Here is a 16585-nt window from a genome sequence, read left to right on the forward strand (position 1 = left end):
CCATCCGTACGCCCTGGAGGATCTGTGAACGACTACGCCGTACACGCCGAGGCGCTGGAGAAGCGGTACGGCGAGAAGCGCGCCCTGGACGGCTTCGACCTCGCCGTGCGCCGGGGCACCGTGCACGGCCTCCTCGGCCCCAACGGCGCGGGCAAGACCACCGCCGTGCGTGTGCTGGCCACCCTCCTCAGGTTCGACGGGGGCAGCGCCCGGGTCGCGGGCCTCGACGTACGGCGCGAGCCCCGCCGCGTACGGAGCAGGATCGGCCTCACCGGCCAGTACGCCGCCGTGGACGAGGTGATGACCGGCCGCCAGAACCTGGAGATGTTCGGCCGGCTCTTCCACCTCGGCGCCCGCCGGGCCCGGCTGCGCGCCGTGGAGCTGCTGGAGCAGTTCGACCTGGTGGACGCCGCCGACAAGGGCGCGGGGAGCTACAGCGGCGGTATGCGGCGGCGGCTCGACCTCGCCTCCTCGATGATCCTCGCCCCCGATGTGCTCTTCCTCGACGAGCCGACGACCGGGCTCGACCCGCGCGGCCGGGGCGAGGTGTGGGACGCGGTCCGCGCGCTGGTGGCGGGCGGCACGACCGTACTGCTGACCACCCAGTATCTGGAGGAGGCCGACCAGCTCGCCTCCCGGATCACCGTCATCGACCAGGGCCAGTCCATCGCCGACGACACCCCCGACGGGCTGAAGAACCGCGTCGGCGGCGACCGGGTCGAGGTCGTCGTGAGCGACCTCGCCGACTTCGACCGGGCCCATGCCGTGGTCGCCAGGGTCGCCGAGTCCGCCCCTGAGACCGACCGGAACGAGCGCCGGATCCACGCGCCCGTCCACGACCGGGTCGCGGCCCTCACCGAGGTGGCGCGCACGCTCCAGGACGAGGGCATAGGCGTGGAGGACATCGGACTGCGCAGGCCCAGCCTGGACGATGTCTTCCTCCGGCTGACCGGCCACCGCACGGAGACCGAGAAGACCAAGGAGGAGGCCGCCGCATGAGCGAGGTCCTGGAACGCACGGCGCCCGTCACCCCGAGCGGGCCCGCCCCCGCCGGCAAGGTCGATCTGACCGTCGGCGACCCCGACCAGCGCCGGCTGTACTGGGCGGTGATGGACAGCTGGACCGTGGTGCGCCGGGGGCTCATCCACTACAAGCGCCAGCCCATCATCATCGTCTGGCAGCTCGGCTTCCCGATCCTCTCGGTGCTGCTGTACGCCTATGTCTTCGGCGGTGCGATGAAGTCGCCCGGCGGCGACTACCGCGACTATCTGATGCCCGGCATGTTCGCGATGACGATGGCCATCGGCTTCATGAACACGGCGACCGTTGTCGTCCACGACGCCACCCAGGGCGTCATCGACCGCTTCCGCTCGATGCCCATGGCCCCCTCCGCCGTGGTCGCCGGGCGCGGCGGCAATGACATCCTGGCGGCCGTCGCCGAGCTGACCATCCTCGCGGCGACGGCGGTCGCCACCGGCTGGCGCTCCGACGGCGGCTTCCTCGCCACCCTCTCCGCCTTCGCGCTGCTGGTGCTGCTCCGCTTCTCGCTGATCTGGCTCGGCGTCTGGCTCGGTCTGCTGATCCCCAGCCCGGAGGCGGCGGGCGGTCTGTACGCCATCGTCTTCCCCATGACGATGATCTCCAGCATCTTTGTCCCGCCGTCCACCATGCCCGACTGGCTGGGCGTGGTCGCGGCCTGGAACCCGCTCTCCTCCACGGCGGCGGCCACCCGTGAGCTGTTCGGCAACCCGGTCGCCAGCGACGGAAGCTGGGTCCAGGAGAACGCGGTGCTGATGGCGGTCGTCTGGCCGCTGGTGCTGACCGCGATCTTCCTGCCGCTCGCGATCCGGCGCTTCCACCGGCTGAGCCGCTGACGGCCGCTCGTCCGGTACGAGGGAGGGCCCCGGCGGAATCACTTCCGCCGGGGCCCTTCGCGTATGTCCTCAGCCGGTCAGAGCTGGTCGATCACATAGTCGACGCAGGCCGTGAGCGCCTCGACGTCGGCCGGGTCGATCGCCGGGAACATCGCCACGCGGAGCTGGTTCTTGCCGAGCTTGCGGTACGGCTCGGTGTCCACGATCCCGTTCGCCCGCAGCGTCTTGGCGATCAGCGCCGCGTCGATGTCGTCCTCGAAGTCGATGGTGCCGATGACCTGCGAGCGCTTCGCCGGGTCGGTGACGAACGGCGTCGCGTGCTTGGAGGCCTCCGCCCAGCCGTACAGCGCCCGCGCGGAGGCCGCCGTGCGCTCCACCGCCCAGTCCAGACCGCCCTGGCCGTTGATCCACTTCAGCTGCTCGTTCAGCAGGAAGAGGGTGGAGAGGGCGGGGGTGTTGTACGTCTGGTTCTTCAGCGAGTTGTCGATCGCGGTCGGCAGGCTGAAGAACTCCGGGATGTGCCGGCCCGAGGCGTGGACGCGCGCCGCGCGCTCCAGGGCGGCCGGGGAGAAGACGCCGATCCACAGACCGCCGTCGGCCGCGAAGCTCTTCTGCGGGGCAAAGTAATAGACGTCCGACTCGGTGATGTCCACGGGCAGACCGCCCGCGCCCGAGGTCGCGTCCACCAGCACCAGCGCGCCCTCGTCCGCGCCCGCGACCCGCTTGATCGGGGCCGCGACACCGGTCGAGGTCTCGTTGTGGGTGAGCGCGTACACATCGACGCCCGCCTCCGCCACCGGCTCCGGGTGAGTGCCCGGCTCGGAGGAGACGACGGTCGGGTCGGCGAGCCACGGGGCGAGCTTGGCCGCCTTCGCGAACTTGGAGGAGAACTCGCCGAAGGTCAGATGCTGGGACTTGTCGTCGATCAGTCCGTGCGTCGCGATGTCCCAGAACGCGGTGGAGCCGCCGTTGCCGAGGACGACCTCGTAGCCCTCGGGGAGCCGGAAGAGATCGCTTACGCCGGAGCGCACCTCGCCGACCAGGTTCTTGACCGGGGCCTGGCGGTGGGAAGTGCCGAGGAGTGAGGTGCCGGTGGCGGCGAGCGCGTTCACCGCCTCCGTACGCACCTTGGAGGGGCCCGCGCCGAAACGGCCGTCGGCGGGCTTGATGTCAGCGGGAATCTGGATATCAGCCACGCATCGGAGCGTATCGGGTCCGCGCGCGACCCGGCCGCCCGGTCCGTCGGCTGAGACACCCGGGCGGCGCGAAATCTTCTATTTCTTCTGGTGCACCGACAGCTCGTGCAGATGCTCCACCAGCGCGATCAGCACAAACTTGCTGGACGAGTGGTCCCGCGCGTCGAACTCCACCAGCGGCACGTCCGGCCCCAGCGCCAGCGCCTGCCGGATGTGCTCGTCGCTGTGGAGCGGGCCGCCGAAGTCGTTGACCGCGACGATGTACGGCATCCCGTGGTACTCCAGCCGGTCCAGCGCGTACCAGGCGTCCGTGGGCCGGCGGGTGTCCACCAGGACCACCGCGCCGATCGTCCCCGACAGCAACCGCTCCCACAGGAACCAGAAGCGCTCCTGCCCGGGCGCGCCGAAGAGATACAGCACGCTCCGGTCGTCGATGGTGATCCGGCCGAAGTCGAAGGCCACGGTCGTGGCGTTCTTGGCCGAGACACGGCTGGTGTCGTCCAGGGTGAGCCCGGCGCGGCTCATCACTTCCTCCGTGTGCAGCGGACGTATCTCGCTGACGGAGCGGACCATGGTGCTCTTACCGACCCCGAAGCCGCCGACGACGGCGATCTTCAGGGCATTCTCGGCCGGCCCGGGGAGCATCACGCCGAGCTCGGCCGGGTGGACCGCCCGCATACCGCGGGTCATCGCTTCTGGGCGGTGCCGGTCATCGAGTGTTGCCTTCCGAGGGGTGGCGGGGGCATAACTGGAGCCGCTAGTTCCTGATCAAGTTGTCGTCACTATAGGAGAATTGGCGATCACTTTGCGCGCCTCACCCGCGCTTTGCCAAGGGCCCGGCGGACGCAACGGTCACAATCGGCATGTTTCCTTCCTGTGGGGGAGCGTCCGAACGGGGCATCCTGAGACACATGGCCGAACAGCGACCGACCGGGGAACTCGCGTCCGAACTGCGCCGGGCGGTGCGCGGCCGGGTCGACTTCTCCGCCGCCGCCCGCGCCCTGATGACCATGGACGCCTCCAACTACCGCCGGGTGCCCGCCGGAGTCGTCGCCCCGCGCGACACGGACGACGTCGCCGCCGCGCTGGAGATCTGCCGCCGCTTCGGCGTCCCGGTGGTGCCGCGCGGCGGCGGTACGTCAATCGCCGGGCAGGCCACTGGTACCGGCGTCGTGCTCGACTTCACACGCCATATGAACGCCGTCCTCACCGTCGACGAGGACTCCGCCACGGCCGTCGTCCAGCCGGGAGCAGTCCTCGACACCCTGGTCCAGGCGGTCCGCCCGCTCGGCCTCACCTTCGGACCCGATCCCTCCACCCACTCCCGCTGCACCCTCGGCGGAATGATCGGCAACAACGCCTGCGGAGCGCACTCGGTGGCCTGGGGCACGACCGCCGACAACGTACGCGCCCTGACCGTCATGGCGTACGACGGCACCCCCCACCGTCTGGCCAAAGGCGTCAAAGGCCCCAACGGCCCCGGCGGCCCGCCCGGCCTCGGCCCCCTCGTCGACGCCCATCTCGCCCTGCTGCGCACCGGATACCCCCAGGACCTCCCGCGCCGGATCTCCGGATACGCCCTCGACGCGCTCCTCCCGGAGAACGGCACCGACCTCGCCCGCGCGTTCTGCGGCAGCGAGGGCACCCTCGCGGTCCTCACCGAGGCCACCGTGCGGCTGGTGCCCGCCCCGCCCGCCCGCGCCCTCGCCGTCCTCGGCTACCCCGACGAGAGCGCGGCGGCCGACGCGGCGGCCGGACTCCTCCCGTACCGCCCGCTGACCGTCGAGGGCATGGCCCGCGACCTCGTCCCCGACGGCCGGGGCCTGCCGCGCGGGGCCGCCTGGCTCTTCGCCGAGACCGGCGGCGACACCCCCGCCGCCGCGCGCGCCGCCGCGAAGACCCTGCTGCGCGCCTCCGACGCGCTGGACGCGACCGTCGTCGACGACCCCGCCGCCATGCGCGCCCTCTGGCGGATCCGCGAGGACGCCGCGGGCACCGCCACCCGCACCCCCGACGGCGCGGAGGCCTGGCCCGGCTGGGAGGACTGCGCGGTGCCCCCCGCCCGGCTCGGCGCGTACCTCCGCGACTTCCGCGCGCTGCTCGCCGCCCACGGCCTGCGCGGCGCGCCCTACGGCCACTTCGGCGAGGGCTGCGTCCATGTCCGCATCGACTTCGACCTCCTGACCGCCCCCGGCGTACGCGCCTTCCGCCGCTTCTCCGAGGAGACCGCCGACCTCGTCGTCGCCCATGGCGGCTCGCTCTCCGGCGAGCACGGCGACGGCCAGGCCCGCGCCGAACTCCTGCCGAAGATGTACGGGGAGGAACTCGTCGCCCTCTTCGCCCGCTTCAAGGACCTGTGGGACCCCGACGGCGGCATGAACCCCGGCATGCTGGTCCGCCCGCACCGGCTCGACGAGGGCCTCCGCTTCGCCGTACTGCCGTCCGCGCCCGTCGACACCGTCTTCGGCTACCACGCCGACGGCGGCGACTTCGCCGGAGCGGTCCGCCGCTGCGTCGGCGTCGCCAAGTGCCGTACGGAGAAACCGGGCACGGACTCCGTGATGTGCCCCTCCTTCCGCGCCACCGGCGAGGAGGAGCACTCCACCCGGGGCCGGGCACGCCTCCTCCACGAGATGCTCGCGGGCGAGGTCGTACGCGACGGCTGGCGCTCCACCGAGGTACGCGACGCACTCGACCTCTGCCTGAGCTGCAAGGGGTGCCGCAGCGACTGCCCCGTCGGCGTCGACATGGCCGCCTACAAGGCCGAGTTCCTCCACCACCACTACGCGGGCCGCCTCCGCCCCCGCTCCCACTACGCCATGGGCGGCCTCCCGCGCTGGCTGCGCGCCGCCGCGCCGCTCGCCCGCCCGCTCAACGCCCTGGCCGGGATCCGCCCGCTCGCGTCGGCCGCCCGGCTGCTCGCCGGCATCGACCCCCGGCGGCCCCTGCCGAAGCTCGCGCCGACCACCCTCACCCGGCTGCTGGACGGCCTTCCGGCGGACGGCCCCGCCTCGGCGGTGCTCTGGCCCGACACCTTCACCCAGCACCTCGCCCCGGCGGCGGGCCTCGCCGCCGTACGCGTCCTGCGCGCGGCCGGTCTGCCGGTCACCCTCCCCGCCGGGCCCGTCTGCTGCGGCCTCACCCACATCTCCACCGGCCGCCTCACCCGCGCCCGCGCGGTGCTGCGCCGCACCCTCGACACCGTCGAACCCCTACTGGACCTGGGCATCCCCGTCACCGTCCTGGAACCCAGCTGCGCCGCCACCCTCAAGACCGACCTCCCCGAACTGCTCGGCGACGACCCGCGCGCGGCCCGGCTCGCCTCCTCGGTCCGCACCTTCGCCCAGACCCTGGAGGAGTACGCGCCCCGGTGGACGCCGCCCCGGCTCGGCCGTGAGATCGCCGGCCAGACCCACTGCCACCAGCACTCCGTACTCGGCGACGCCGCCGAACGCCGGCTGCGCGCCCGGGCCGGGCTCAGCGGTGAACTCAGCGGCGGCTGCTGCGGTCTCGCGGGGAACTTCGGCTTCGAACGCGGCCACTACGAGGTCTCCGTCGCCTGCGCCGGGGAACAGCTCCTCCCGGCGGTCCGCGCGGCCGTCCCCGGCACCGAGATCCTTGCCGACGGCTTCTCCTGCCGCACCCAGCTCGACCAGCTCGCGGGCGTACGGGCCCGTCATCTGGCGGAGGTGCTGGCGGAGGGCCTGGAGCGGCCGTGAGCCGAGGGAGCCCCCGGGCTTCCGGCTCAGGCCCGCCCCAGTTCACCCACCTCCGCGAGGGCATGCCCGTCCCCGCCCCCGCACCACCACACGGCTCTCTCCGCGCGCTCGGCGGCATGAGCCCCCAGCCGGTGCTCCGCGCACTGCGGCCACACCGTCCAGGTCTCCTTCAGCAGCCCCGTGTGCACCATCTCCGCGACCGCTGCCACCGCCCCAGCCATGTCCTCGCCGCTGCACGGCGGAAGCGTCCCGTCGTTGCCGAGCAGCCGCCCGCTCGGCAGCCGCACCACGGCCGCCTCCGGGTAGGTGCTCTCCTCCACCACCACCTCGGGTTCGCCCTCGATCCCGCGCGTCCGCAGATCCCGTGTCACCACCCGCAGCGCCCGCCGCAGCGTCTCCAGCAGCCCCGGCTCCAGGTCGAACCCCGGCTCGAACCCGATCTCCTCCAGCACGCCCCGCGCCAGCACCGCCATCTCGGCCGCCGGGACCCGCGCCGGATCCCGCTCCACGACCTCCCGCACGGCCTCCCCGCCGCCGCCCCAGTCGAGCAGCTCACAGGCGAGCGCGACCACATCCCCGGCGTCGAGCGGCCCGTCGCGCAGCCCGACGTACACCCGGGCGCTCAGCCGATTGATCGTCGCTTCTACCTTCGCGTACATGTCCGCATGTCTGTGCACAGACCGGCCCGCCTCAGCCGGTCGCGGTCCGCGGCAGCGCCGTGAACGTGGCCTCGGCGAACTCCGTGACCTCCGCGAAGCCGAGCCTCCGATAGAGCCCGACGGCCGTCGCGTTGTCCGCCCGCACATTCAGCCCGATGTGCTCCACGCTCTGCCCCAGCCGCCGGCACAGCGCGGCCACACACGCCCCGCCCGCCCCCTGCCCCCGCACCCCGGGGTCCGTCGCCACATTCCCGATAGCGGCGACCCGGTACTCGGCCGAGTACACATGCACCCCCGCCACCGCGACCAGCCGCCCGTCCCGCCTCGCCCCCATGTACTGCCCGGTGTCCAGCATCCGCCGATCGAACCAATTCCCCGGATACGCCCGCCCGAACAGCTCCAGCAACTCCGCCAGATCCCCCCGCCCCAACACCTCCGGCCGCCACCCGCCCTCCGGATGCGCCGCCGCCCGCCCCGGCTCCCTCAACACCATCCGCACCAGCGTCCCGTGCGACTCCACCCCGTACCCCACCGCCGCCAGCACCTTCCCCGCCTCCCCGGTCAGGTGCCCGAAGAACCGCCGCGGCAGCACCGGCCCCAGCGCCCCGGCCAACTCCTCCAGCTCCGCGGCCTCCCCGGGCCGCGAGAACGCGAGCAACGTCGGAATCTCCCCCACCGCGTACAGCAGCGCGACCGGACCGTCGTCCGACACCGTGTACCAACTGGTGTGCGGCCACAACAGATCGTCGAGATCGCCGAGTTCCATCAGATGCATCGCAGGGTCGCGCCCAAAGCGTTCGGCCAGGGCGGATCGGTCATGAAGACTACGAAGGGTCACCCATTCAGCGTACGGCGCGACCCGATTCGATCGGATCAGCCGCCGAGCGCGTGCCCGGTGGTCGCATCCACATGGTCCGGGACCTCGCCATGGCGATCGCCCACGGTCGGCGTCCCGGTGGGCTCGAACAGCAGGATCGCGGCACCGGACGGGGCGTACGGCCTGTGCTCCGTTCCCCGGGGGACGGTGAAGACCGCCCCGCGCGGGAGCAGGACCGTGCGCTCTCCGGCGGGCTCGCGCAAGGAGATGCGCAGCTCTCCCTCCAGTACGAGGAAGAACTCGTCGGTGTCGTCGTGGGCGTGCCAGATGTGCTCGCCCTCGACCTTGGCGACGCGGACGTCGTAGTCGTTGACGCTCGTGATGATGCGGGGGCTCCACAGGGCGTCGAAGGAGGCCAGGGCCTTGTCGAGGGAGATGGGTTCGCTGCTCATGGACTCATCCTGAGCCGTTTCGCACAGCCCGCGTGAGTGCTAGGAATCGCATATGGCGAAAGAATCCTCGCACGCACCGCCCTCGGCGCGCGCACACCGGGTCGTCGTGATCGTCGACGAGAACTCCAACCCCTTCGAGCTCGGCTGCGCGACCGAGGTCTTCGGTCTGCGCAGACCGGAGATCGGACGGGACCTCTACGACTTCCGGCTCTGTTCGCCCGAGCCCCGCACTTCGATGCGGGACGGATTCTTCACACTCACCGGAGTCGCCGGTCTCGCGGCGGCCGACACGGCGGACACCTTGATCGTCCCCAACCGCCCCGACGTCGACGTGCCCCGCCGCCCCGCCGTGCTCGACGCCGTCCGCCGGGCCCACGCGCGCGGCGCGCGCCTGATCGGCTTCTGCAGCGGCGCCTTCACCCTGGCCGAGGCCGGAGTCCTCGACGGCCGCCGGGCCACCGCGCACTGGCAGTGGGCGGATTCCTTCCGGGCCCGTTTCCCCTCCGTCCACCTCGAACCGGACGTGCTGTTCGTGGACGACGGCGACATCCTCACCGCCTCGGGAAGCGCCGCCGCGCTCGACCTCGGACTGCATGTGGTCCGCCGCGACCACGGCGCGGAGATCGCCAACTCCGTCAGCCGGCGACTGGTCTTCGCGGCGCACCGGGACGGCGGGCAGCGGCAGTTCGTGGAGCGCCCCATGCCCGACCTCCCCGACGAATCCCTGGCGTCCCTCCTGGCCTGGGCCCAGGGACGACTGGACTCACCCCTCACGGTGTCCGACCTCGCCGCGTACGAGTCGGTCAGCCCGGCGACCCTGCACCGCCGCTTCCGGGCGCAGCTGGGGACCACTCCGCTGGCGTGGCTCACGGGGGAACGCCTCTCCCTCGCCCGCCGGCTGATCGAGCGCGGCGAGTCCCGCTTCGAGACGGTCGCGCGGCTCAGCGGGCTCGGCACCGCCGCCAATCTGCGCACGCTGATGCGCCGCGAGACGGGCATCACCCCGTCCGCGTACAAGCGCCGCTTCGGGCCGACGGTGAACTGAGAACTGACGGGACGGACGAACTGCGATGATCCTTCTGTTTGCCCAGACGGAGGACATTTTTGTTCGTTTTCGCGTGTACGGGGTGCGGTGCCGAGCTGACCGCCCCACCCGTCCCCGCCTCGGGCCGCCTGCCCGACGGCGTCCTCCACGACGACTTCGACCCGCCCGCGTCAAGCCCCGCCATCTGTTCCACGCCGACTCGAAAACGTTCCACCGCACCCTGGCCCGGCTGCCCGCCGTCCGCAGTCCCTGGCTGAGCGAGATCCTCACGCGGTCTGACCGAGGGCGTCGGACAAGACCGTTGTGATACGTTCACCGCCGCCAAGTGCCGCTGTGAACCGAGGAGGTGAGACCGATCAACGCTGTGACAGGTCGGGGCTCCCTCCTTCGCACCAGCTAGGGAGTGCCCGCGAGAGGCATCCCGAAAGGCTCGAACCGCACATGCGCTTCACCTTCCAGACGTCCTCCGACGGCGTCACCGAACAGCTCTTCACCCGCCGTCTACGCCGTCTCTGACCGTAGAACGAGGGTCATGACGTCGTGGAGCGGGGCTCCGTCCCATGGGCGTGTTTCGCCCACCTTTCGGTATCCCCATGCCCGGTAGGCTCCCCGCGCGGCCTCGGCGTCCTGGCGGACATTGAGGAGTACGCGCCCTTCCCCCGCGTCGGCGATGAGCGCGGCATGCATGCGCCGGGCCACTCCGATCCTGCGCCAAGGAGTGCGTACCGCGAGTTCCATCAGGCCGAAGGTCCGGTGGCCGTCCTCACCGCGAAGGTCGTCGGGCGCGGGCGGGGTGATCCGGTCCCACCAGCCGGTGCGGGGGCCGAGGGGGTATCCGTAGCCGATGCCGACCGGCTCGCCCTGGTGTGTGCGGGCGAGGACCGCGCGGAAGGTCTGTTTCCGTGTCTGGGAGCGGAAGCGGCGGAAGCAGGCGGTCACGTCGGCTTCCGTCTCGTTGTACGGGGGTTCCGCGAAAGTCTCCGCGTACACCAGCCGGAAGGCTTGCTCCGCCTGTGCCGAGGCCGGCCCGCTCAGGCACTCGACGGCGATCGCTCCGTGCAGCGTCATGGGGAACCTTCCTGTCTTGTCTCGCGAATCCGCATCGCGCAGTCGCGGGCGACTCTGCTCTTCATTTGGCCAGCAGCGCTTTGGAAATCGTGAATCCTGTCCGTGAGTCGGGGAGAAGAGATACGGCCGGATGCGCGGATCACGGTCGTCATCTCTGCGCACGCTTCGTCGACTTCCCCTGCGGCCAGCAGCACATGCGCGAGTTTGGCCCGGTACGAGGCGCTGTTCCGAGCGAGATCGCTACCCATGCCTCGCGTGGCCGCACGCAGGAAGGGCAGAGCTTTCCTGGGCCGGCCGCCTCGGAGGTACAAGTCCGCCGTCGCGTAGTCCACCTCGAAGGGGCCGACGAACTTCGCCCACGGGGGCACTTCCGTATCGGTATCCATACGGCTTTGGTGGCTGACCGCGCGGCTCAGGGCGCGGCGCGCGCCGGAAAGGTCTCCGTTGTGTGTGGCCACATTGGCCTCGCGCAGTGCGATGACCAGGTGCACGGTGGGTCCGGCCCCGGCTTGGCGGGCGAGGCGATAGGCGCTCTCCACCGCGCTTGCCGCTTCCCATGTCCGTCCCGCTTTGACGGCGATGAGGGCGAGGATTTCCAGTACCGAGATCTGGCGCAGCGGATCGTCGATCATCTGGGCTGCGGCCAGGGCTTCCATGCATGCTGTGCGGCCTTCGGCGAGCCGGCCTCCGTCGTACCCGTACCAGGCCTGGTGACTGTACAGAGCGGCAAGCATGGAATGCAGCTCGCGTCCGATGCGGGAGGTGTACGAAGAGACCCCGAGCGCGTTGCCGATCTCGTTCTCGATGCGGCGGGCCTGTGCCATGGCGGGCACGCTGCCCGTGGTGTGGTCCGTTTGATAAAGATCGTCCACCCGAGTGCGCAGTCGGGTGAGATCGGCGGTGCCGATGCGAGCGCCTGGTCCGATGCCCGACAGGGGAGCTGCGACCAGTGCCCCTACGTCAGCGACGAACGTCCTCCTCTTCACTGTTCCAGGGTTGCTGATGGGTGCTGCCAATGACAGCCGATGGGGAGGTACGGCGAACCCCATTTCTGAGATGGGGATTCCGAACATCGCTTCCAGGACGATCTGTTGGCCTGGATGGGGCAATGGCGAGGGCTCCTCGCTCTCCCACCGTCGCAGCTGACGGACGCTCACCGACGCCGCGATATTCAGGCGGCTCGCCTCGTGAGTGAAGTCGGTGACGAACGTTTTCTGTGTATGGCCCGCCGCCTTGCGTAACAGGGCAAGTCTGCCGGTACCGCCGACTGCCATGGCTTCCTCTCGGTTTGTTCGAGCGCGGCGCGTGGTCCAACACGTGTGGTGACGCGGAAATGTCCGCCTGAATGTCCGGTCTCCAACAGCCCGCGACCTTGGTGGAGACGGTGAACTTGTCCTGACACAGACCAACGAGCCCGACATCCGAGGGGGCACTCGTGACCGGCTCAGGAAATCCACCTTCCTCTGAGAGCGAGAACAGGGTTCATCAGAGGGAACCAGTACCGGACAGGCCTGAGGTGGGGTCGGTGATGCGGGATGCCGCGTCGAGGCGGGTGGGCCGGGTGATGGGACTGGTCGGGGGACGGGTCCAGTTGCGGCCGCTCAACGGCGGGTGTGAGTGGGACGCGGTGCCGGGGGATCTGAGTCCGGCCATACAGTCCGACGCGATGAGCGCGGCCGTGGCCGAGGCGAACGCTTACGCGGTGAGCCGGTGGGGGCGATGACGGTGCTCTCCACGGTGAAAGCCGGGTGGGGAGAACGAGGCCTGTGCGCTCTACCGGGGGCATGGCGGCGGGCACAGCTTCGAGTACGCGGACCCGGAGTACGAGGCGCTGTTCACCGAGGAGCTTCGGCCCGGCTGAACAGAGCTGGGCCCGCAGGGCTCTGTCGGGTCGGCTCGCATGTTCAGCGACGGGGCCGGATGTCAGCGCCGCTTCGAGTGGTTCAGCAGCCACAGCAGGGCGGGGATCGCCAGGCCGACGGCGATGAAGATCCAGGCGCTGCCTTGGTGCCGACCCGACTCGTCGACCTGGCGCAGCACGAGCACGCTCATCACCGCGGCGGCGGGCATGGGGGTCAGGGCCGCCAGCAGTTCGTCCGGGCGAAGGGGCTCGCGCGCCTTCGCGAGGCCGTAGACGCCCATGCAGAGGAACAGCGTCCAGATCCCTCCGATCCAGCCGGCGGCCGTGTACCAGCCGCTGCCCGGACCGTCGGAGAGGGTGCCGCCCTTCGCCGTCGCGACCATGCCCAGATCGAGGACTCCCACGACCGCGAGGCCGATGCAGGAGGCCCCGACGAAGCCCACGAGCCAGCCCGCCCCGAGAAACCTGACGTCCGCCCGCGAGATTCTTCGGGTTCCGCGCGCTCTTCCCATGTCCCCGTCCCCCCCAAGTGATGGTCCGTCCCGGACCGGATCACGGCAGTATGCCGGGCGGCACGGTCCTCGACGCCACCGAACCGGCCTGCCTACCCGGTCAGTTCGCGTGTCAGGGCGATCAGGTCCGGCAGCGGCCGTCGTCCTGTCCTGGGAGACGGCTTTCGGGCTGCTCTCTCACCCGTCGTGGTGGTCGTCCTGGTGGAGGCGGGTGTCGAGGTCTGTTGCCCAGGCCAGTGCCCATGTGCGCAGGTCGGCGGTTTGGCCGGGGGTGAGGCCGTAGGCGGCGAACTCCTCGTCTTCGTACCAATCGGCACCGTTGAGGCGGTCATGCAGGTCATGGAGATCGAACTCGATGCGGGCGTGGCGACGGCCGAGGCTTTCGAGGTCTGCGGTGGTGCGATGGCGGGAGGCGGCGTGGACGTCGATGAGGTCGCGGACGGCGCCCCGGTCGGCCAATGCCCGGACTTTGGTGCCGATGACGTCGTCGAGGGAGAGGACCGGGCCGATCGCGGTGGAGGTCGGGGGTGCCCAGAAGGCTTCTTTGAGGATGTCGACCTCGCATTCCTCGTTCGTGGCGGGGTCGGTGGCGATGAGGCGTCCGGAGAGCGGATCAGCTCCGATGAGGCGGACGTGCCAGCCCCGGGTGGTGAGTCCTTCGACGACGGTACGGGTGATGTCTGCCATGGGGGCGGGGTTCTCGGTGGCGACGTCGAGGTCCTGGCTGAGGCGTTCGACCAGGCCGTGGGCTTGGACTGCGTAGCCGCCGGTGACCACGAGCGGGTAAGGGGTGCCGATGGTGAGCACGTCGGCGAGGAGCCTGCGGTGCAGGGCGGTGAGGTTCACGCGGCGGCCGAGGTGCCGGGGGTGAGGTCGGGGAAGGCGGTTTCCCAGACGTCCCGGACCGTACGGCTGATCAGGGTGCGCAAGACGGGCCACTGGCTGATCAGGAGGTCGCGGTTGAGGAAGGCGGTGAGGTCGTCTCGTTGGCCTTCGGCGAGGACCGTGCGGTAGAGACTCATCCGGGACCGGGGGCGGTCGAGGTCGAACGACCGCAGACCTGACCAGACGACGTGGAGCGGAAGGTCGACCGGGCCGTGTGCGGGGCCGGTGAGGTCGTCCAGGCGGGCCGGCAGCCGTCCGGCATAGCGGGCACGCAGCACCTCGGCGGGGGGCGGCGGCTGAGGAAAGGGTGCCTGGACCATGCCTCCGATTATGGCCTGCCGTGCTGCGCGGCGGGGCCATGAGCGACCGGGAGTACCTACCGGGTCAGTTCGCGCGCCAGGGCGATCAGGTCCGGCAGGGCCGGGTGGTTGGGGTGGGTGCGGTGGGCGAGGAGGACGGGGACGGGGGGTGCGTCGGGGAGGGGGCGGTAGGTGACGCCGGGGTGGGGGTGCATTTGGGCGGTGGAGGCGACGGAGACGCCCGCGCCGCGGCCGGCGGCGATGGCGGTGAGCCAGTCGTCGGTGTTGGTGACGGTGAGGTGGGAGGGCGGGCGGGTGTCGGTGGGCCAGAGGTCGAGGGTGGTGACGCCGGAGACCTCGTTGACCAGGACCGGGCCGGAGGCGAGGTCGGTGAGGGTGAGGTGGGGGAGGGCGGCGAGGGGGCCGTCGGAGGTGATGGCGGCGACGCGGGGTTCGAGGAAGAGCAGCTCGGTCACGAGCCCGGGGGCGTCGACCGGGCCGCGCAGCACGGCGGCGTCCACCTCGCCCCGGGCGAGACCGGCGGTGCGGTCGTCGATGCGCAGCAGCTCCAGCGGGGTGTCCGGGTGCTCCTGCTCCCAGCGGCGGAGCAGCGGGGTGGTGTAGGGGCCGAGGGCGGACCAGGCGTGGCCGAGCCGCAGTGGCCGGCGGCGGAGGCGGGCGGAGTCGAGGGCCTCGTCGAAGGCGGCGACGGCGGCGGCCGCCTTGTCGCGGAAGATCCGGCCCTCGGCGGTGAGGGCGAGATGGTGGGTGGAGCGGTCCACCAGCCGGGTGCCCACCTGTCGCTCCAGGGCGGCCAGCGCCCGGGAGACGGCGGGCTGCGTCAGATGCAGCCGGTGCGCGGCCCTCGTCACGCTCGACTCCTCGGCGATGGCGAGGAAGGCGCGGAGGTGCCGCAGCTCGATACTCATGCGCCCGGAGCATAACCGCAGCCCAGTCGGCATTTCACGCGCCGCGCGGGGCCCCGTAGCGTGAAGGGCTCGTACGAGCCGTACGGGTCGTACGGGGTTTTCCACGAAGGGAGCAGTCGGTGGACGAGGTGCGCAGTCCTGTCGCGGGGGTCGCCGAACCCGGGGCCGCCGCCGCGCTCGCCGGGGCGGACGGACCGGCGGAGGCGGGCAGGAGCGGCAGGAGCGGCAGGGGCGGCAGAAGCGGCAGATGGAGCCTCGGGCCGGTCGGGCTGGTGGTCGCCGGGGGGCTCTCGGTGCAGTTCGGCGCGGCGGTGGCGGTGCTGCTGATGCCGCGCGCGGGCGCGCTCGGCGTCGTCACGCTGCGGCTGGTGCTGGCGGCCGTCGTACTGCTCGTGATCTGCCGCCCCAGGCTGCGCGGGCACTCGCGCGCCGACTGGGGCACGGTGGTCGCCTTCGGCGCGGCGATGGCCGCCATGAACATCCTCTTCTACCAGGCCGCCGACCGGATCCCGCTCGGCGCGGCCGTCACCCTGGAGGTGCTCGGCCCGCTGGCCCTCTCGGTGATCGTCTCCCGGCGGCTGGTGAATCTGGTCTGGGCGGGGCTCGCCCTCGTCGGCGTCCTCCTCCTCAGCGGCGGGGGCTTCGACCGGCTCGACCCGGTGGGCGCGCTGTTCGCGCTGGCGGCGGGCGCGATGTGGGCCGCGTACATCGTCTTCAGCGCCCGTACCGGACGCAGGTTCCCGCAGGCCGACGGGCTGGCGCTGGCGATGGGCGTGGGCGCGGTGATCAGTCTGCCGCTGGGGATCGCCGAGTCCGGGACCAAGCTGATCGATCCGTCGATCCTGGTGCTGGGGCTCGGGGTGGCGCTGATGTCGTCCGTGCTCCCGTACACGCTGGAGCTGCTCGCCCTGCGCCGGATGGCGTCGCCCACCTTCGCCGTGCTGATGAGTCTGGAGCCCGCGATAGCGGCGGCGGCGGGCTTCCTCGTACTGAGCCAGGCGCTCTCGCTCACGGACGCGCTGGCGATCGCGCTGGTCATCGCGGCGAGCATGGGAGCGGTACGGACCCAGACCCGGCGCCGGACGCCGGAGCCTGTGAAACCGGAGCCCGTGAAACCGGAGCCCGTGGAGAACGGGCGGTAGAACCCCCGCCGGACCGGGCGCCCCTGGCGTACCGCCCGCCCCTGGAGCCACGACCCCGGGCCGCCCCGCCCCATCTCATCGCTTCCCGGGGCTCCCCAAGCCGGGCCGTCAGCCGCGATTCTGGCCG

General features: G+C 71.5%; 16 protein-coding genes. 5 read left to right on the forward strand and 11 right to left on the reverse strand.

Annotated elements, in window-relative coordinates:
* Nucleotides 1-24 precede the first annotated feature (24 nt).
* Complete coding sequence (locus IE247_RS22200; RefSeq protein ID WP_229869271.1) at nt 25-999, forward strand: ATP-binding cassette domain-containing protein; 975 nt, start codon at nt 25-27, stop codon at nt 997-999.
* Nucleotides 996-1874, forward strand: coding sequence for an ABC transporter permease (locus tag IE247_RS22205; RefSeq protein ID WP_190124974.1), 879 nt, complete (start codon nt 996-998; stop codon nt 1872-1874). The genes IE247_RS22200 and IE247_RS22205 overlap by 4 nt, the downstream gene beginning before the upstream one ends.
* A 77-nt stretch (nt 1875-1951) precedes the next feature.
* Here IE247_RS22205 and serC read toward each other — a convergent pair whose 3' ends face one another.
* Both serC and IE247_RS22215 read right to left on the reverse strand, forming a co-directional pair.
* Nucleotides 1952-3070, reverse strand: a complete 1119-nt coding sequence (gene serC, locus IE247_RS22210; protein WP_190124975.1) for a phosphoserine transaminase — start codon at nt 3068-3070, stop codon at nt 1952-1954.
* Nucleotides 3071-3148: 78 nt separating this feature from the next.
* A complete protein-coding gene (locus IE247_RS22215; protein ID WP_373305598.1) occupies nt 3149-3760 on the reverse strand; it encodes a GTP-binding protein in 612 nt (203 codons plus the stop codon).
* 221 nt (nt 3761-3981) lie between these two features.
* On the opposite strand from IE247_RS22215, the gene IE247_RS22220 reads away from it, so the two are divergent.
* Entirely contained in the window at nt 3982-6789 is a 2808-nt protein-coding gene (locus IE247_RS22220; protein ID WP_190124976.1) for an FAD-binding and (Fe-S)-binding domain-containing protein, read from the forward strand.
* 26 nt (nt 6790-6815) lie between these two features.
* On the opposite strand, the gene IE247_RS22225 is transcribed toward IE247_RS22220, so the two are convergent.
* Genes IE247_RS22225 through IE247_RS22235 form a run of 3 tightly spaced genes read right to left on the reverse strand, consistent with a single transcriptional unit; the run spans nt 6816 to nt 8717 of the window.
* Nucleotides 6816-7448, reverse strand: a complete 633-nt coding sequence (locus IE247_RS22225) for a hypothetical protein (protein ID WP_190124977.1) — start codon at nt 7446-7448, stop codon at nt 6816-6818.
* A 31-nt stretch (nt 7449-7479) separates the two neighbouring features.
* Entirely contained in the window at nt 7480-8286 is an 807-nt protein-coding gene (locus IE247_RS22230) for a GNAT family N-acetyltransferase (RefSeq protein WP_190124978.1), read from the reverse strand.
* A 35-nt stretch (nt 8287-8321) separates the two neighbouring features.
* A complete protein-coding gene (locus IE247_RS22235) occupies nt 8322-8717 on the reverse strand; it encodes a cupin domain-containing protein (protein ID WP_190124979.1) in 396 nt (131 codons plus the stop codon).
* 52 nt (nt 8718-8769) lie between these two features.
* Here IE247_RS22235 and IE247_RS22240 point away from each other — a divergent pair, with 52 nt between their 5' ends.
* Nucleotides 8770-9762 (forward strand): helix-turn-helix domain-containing protein, encoded by a 993-nt coding sequence (locus IE247_RS22240; RefSeq protein ID WP_190124980.1) that lies wholly within the window; start codon nt 8770-8772, stop codon nt 9760-9762.
* A gap of 501 nt (nt 9763-10263) precedes the next feature.
* Here IE247_RS22240 and IE247_RS22245 read toward each other — a convergent pair.
* The 6 genes from IE247_RS22245 to IE247_RS22270 all read right to left on the reverse strand — a co-directional run bounded on the left by IE247_RS22245 (nt 10264) and on the right by IE247_RS22270 (nt 15316).
* The gene (locus IE247_RS22245; RefSeq protein WP_190124981.1) at nt 10264-10830 is read right to left on the reverse strand and encodes a GNAT family N-acetyltransferase; all 567 of its coding nucleotides are present in this window, start codon (nt 10828-10830) and stop codon (nt 10264-10266) included.
* The gene (locus tag IE247_RS22250; protein ID WP_190124982.1) at nt 10827-12104 is read right to left on the reverse strand and encodes a tetratricopeptide repeat protein; all 1278 of its coding nucleotides are present in this window, start codon (nt 12102-12104) and stop codon (nt 10827-10829) included. Before IE247_RS22250 ends, IE247_RS22245 begins: the two co-directional genes overlap by 4 nt.
* 649 nt (nt 12105-12753) lie before the next feature.
* Nucleotides 12754-13203 (reverse strand): hypothetical protein, encoded by a 450-nt coding sequence (locus IE247_RS22255; protein WP_190124983.1) that lies wholly within the window; start codon nt 13201-13203, stop codon nt 12754-12756.
* A 177-nt stretch (nt 13204-13380) separates the two neighbouring features.
* The gene (locus IE247_RS22260) at nt 13381-14049 is read right to left on the reverse strand and encodes a nucleotidyl transferase AbiEii/AbiGii toxin family protein (protein WP_190124984.1); all 669 of its coding nucleotides are present in this window, start codon (nt 14047-14049) and stop codon (nt 13381-13383) included.
* A complete protein-coding gene (locus IE247_RS22265; RefSeq protein WP_190124985.1) occupies nt 14046-14408 on the reverse strand; it encodes a hypothetical protein in 363 nt (120 codons plus the stop codon). Before IE247_RS22265 ends, IE247_RS22260 begins: the two co-directional genes overlap by 4 nt.
* A gap of 56 nt (nt 14409-14464) precedes the next feature.
* The gene (locus IE247_RS22270; RefSeq protein WP_229869272.1) at nt 14465-15316 is read right to left on the reverse strand and encodes a LysR family transcriptional regulator; all 852 of its coding nucleotides are present in this window, start codon (nt 15314-15316) and stop codon (nt 14465-14467) included.
* Between the two features lie 119 nt (nt 15317-15435).
* On the opposite strand from IE247_RS22270, the gene IE247_RS22275 reads away from it, so the two are divergent.
* Nucleotides 15436-16458: an EamA family transporter gene (locus tag IE247_RS22275; protein ID WP_229869273.1), complete on the forward strand. Its 1023-nt coding sequence runs from the start codon at nt 15436-15438 to the stop codon at nt 16456-16458.
* Nucleotides 16459-16585 lie beyond the last annotated feature (127 nt).

This window comes from Streptomyces inusitatus, assembly GCF_014651115.1.
Classification (GTDB): domain Bacteria; phylum Actinomycetota; class Actinomycetes; order Streptomycetales; family Streptomycetaceae; genus Streptomyces; species Streptomyces amakusaensis.

Bases quoted from the DNA above. Each gene is read 5' to 3' on its own strand.
- IE247_RS22205 (WP_190124974.1), top strand. From the start codon at position 996: ATGAGCGAGGTCCTGGAACGCACGGCGCCCGTCACCCCGAGCGGGCCC.
- IE247_RS22215 (WP_373305598.1), bottom strand. From the start codon at position 3,760: ATGACCCGCGGTATGCGGGCGGTCCACCCGGCCGAGCTCGGCGTGATG.
- IE247_RS22220 (WP_190124976.1), top strand. From the start codon at position 3,982: ATGGCCGAACAGCGACCGACCGGGGAACTCGCGTCCGAACTGCGCCGG.
- IE247_RS22225 (WP_190124977.1), bottom strand. From the start codon at position 7,448: ATGTACGCGAAGGTAGAAGCGACGATCAATCGGCTGAGCGCCCGGGTG.
- IE247_RS22235 (WP_190124979.1), bottom strand. From the start codon at position 8,717: ATGAGCAGCGAACCCATCTCCCTCGACAAGGCCCTGGCCTCCTTCGAC.
- IE247_RS22240 (WP_190124980.1), top strand. From the start codon at position 8,770: ATGGCGAAAGAATCCTCGCACGCACCGCCCTCGGCGCGCGCACACCGG.
- IE247_RS22245 (WP_190124981.1), bottom strand. From the start codon at position 10,830: ATGACGCTGCACGGAGCGATCGCCGTCGAGTGCCTGAGCGGGCCGGCC.
- IE247_RS22250 (WP_190124982.1), bottom strand. From the start codon at position 12,104: ATGGCAGTCGGCGGTACCGGCAGACTTGCCCTGTTACGCAAGGCGGCG.
- IE247_RS22255 (WP_190124983.1), bottom strand. From the start codon at position 13,203: ATGGGAAGAGCGCGCGGAACCCGAAGAATCTCGCGGGCGGACGTCAGG.
- IE247_RS22265 (WP_190124985.1), bottom strand. From the start codon at position 14,408: ATGGTCCAGGCACCCTTTCCTCAGCCGCCGCCCCCCGCCGAGGTGCTG.
- IE247_RS22270 (WP_229869272.1), bottom strand. From the start codon at position 15,316: ATGAGTATCGAGCTGCGGCACCTCCGCGCCTTCCTCGCCATCGCCGAG.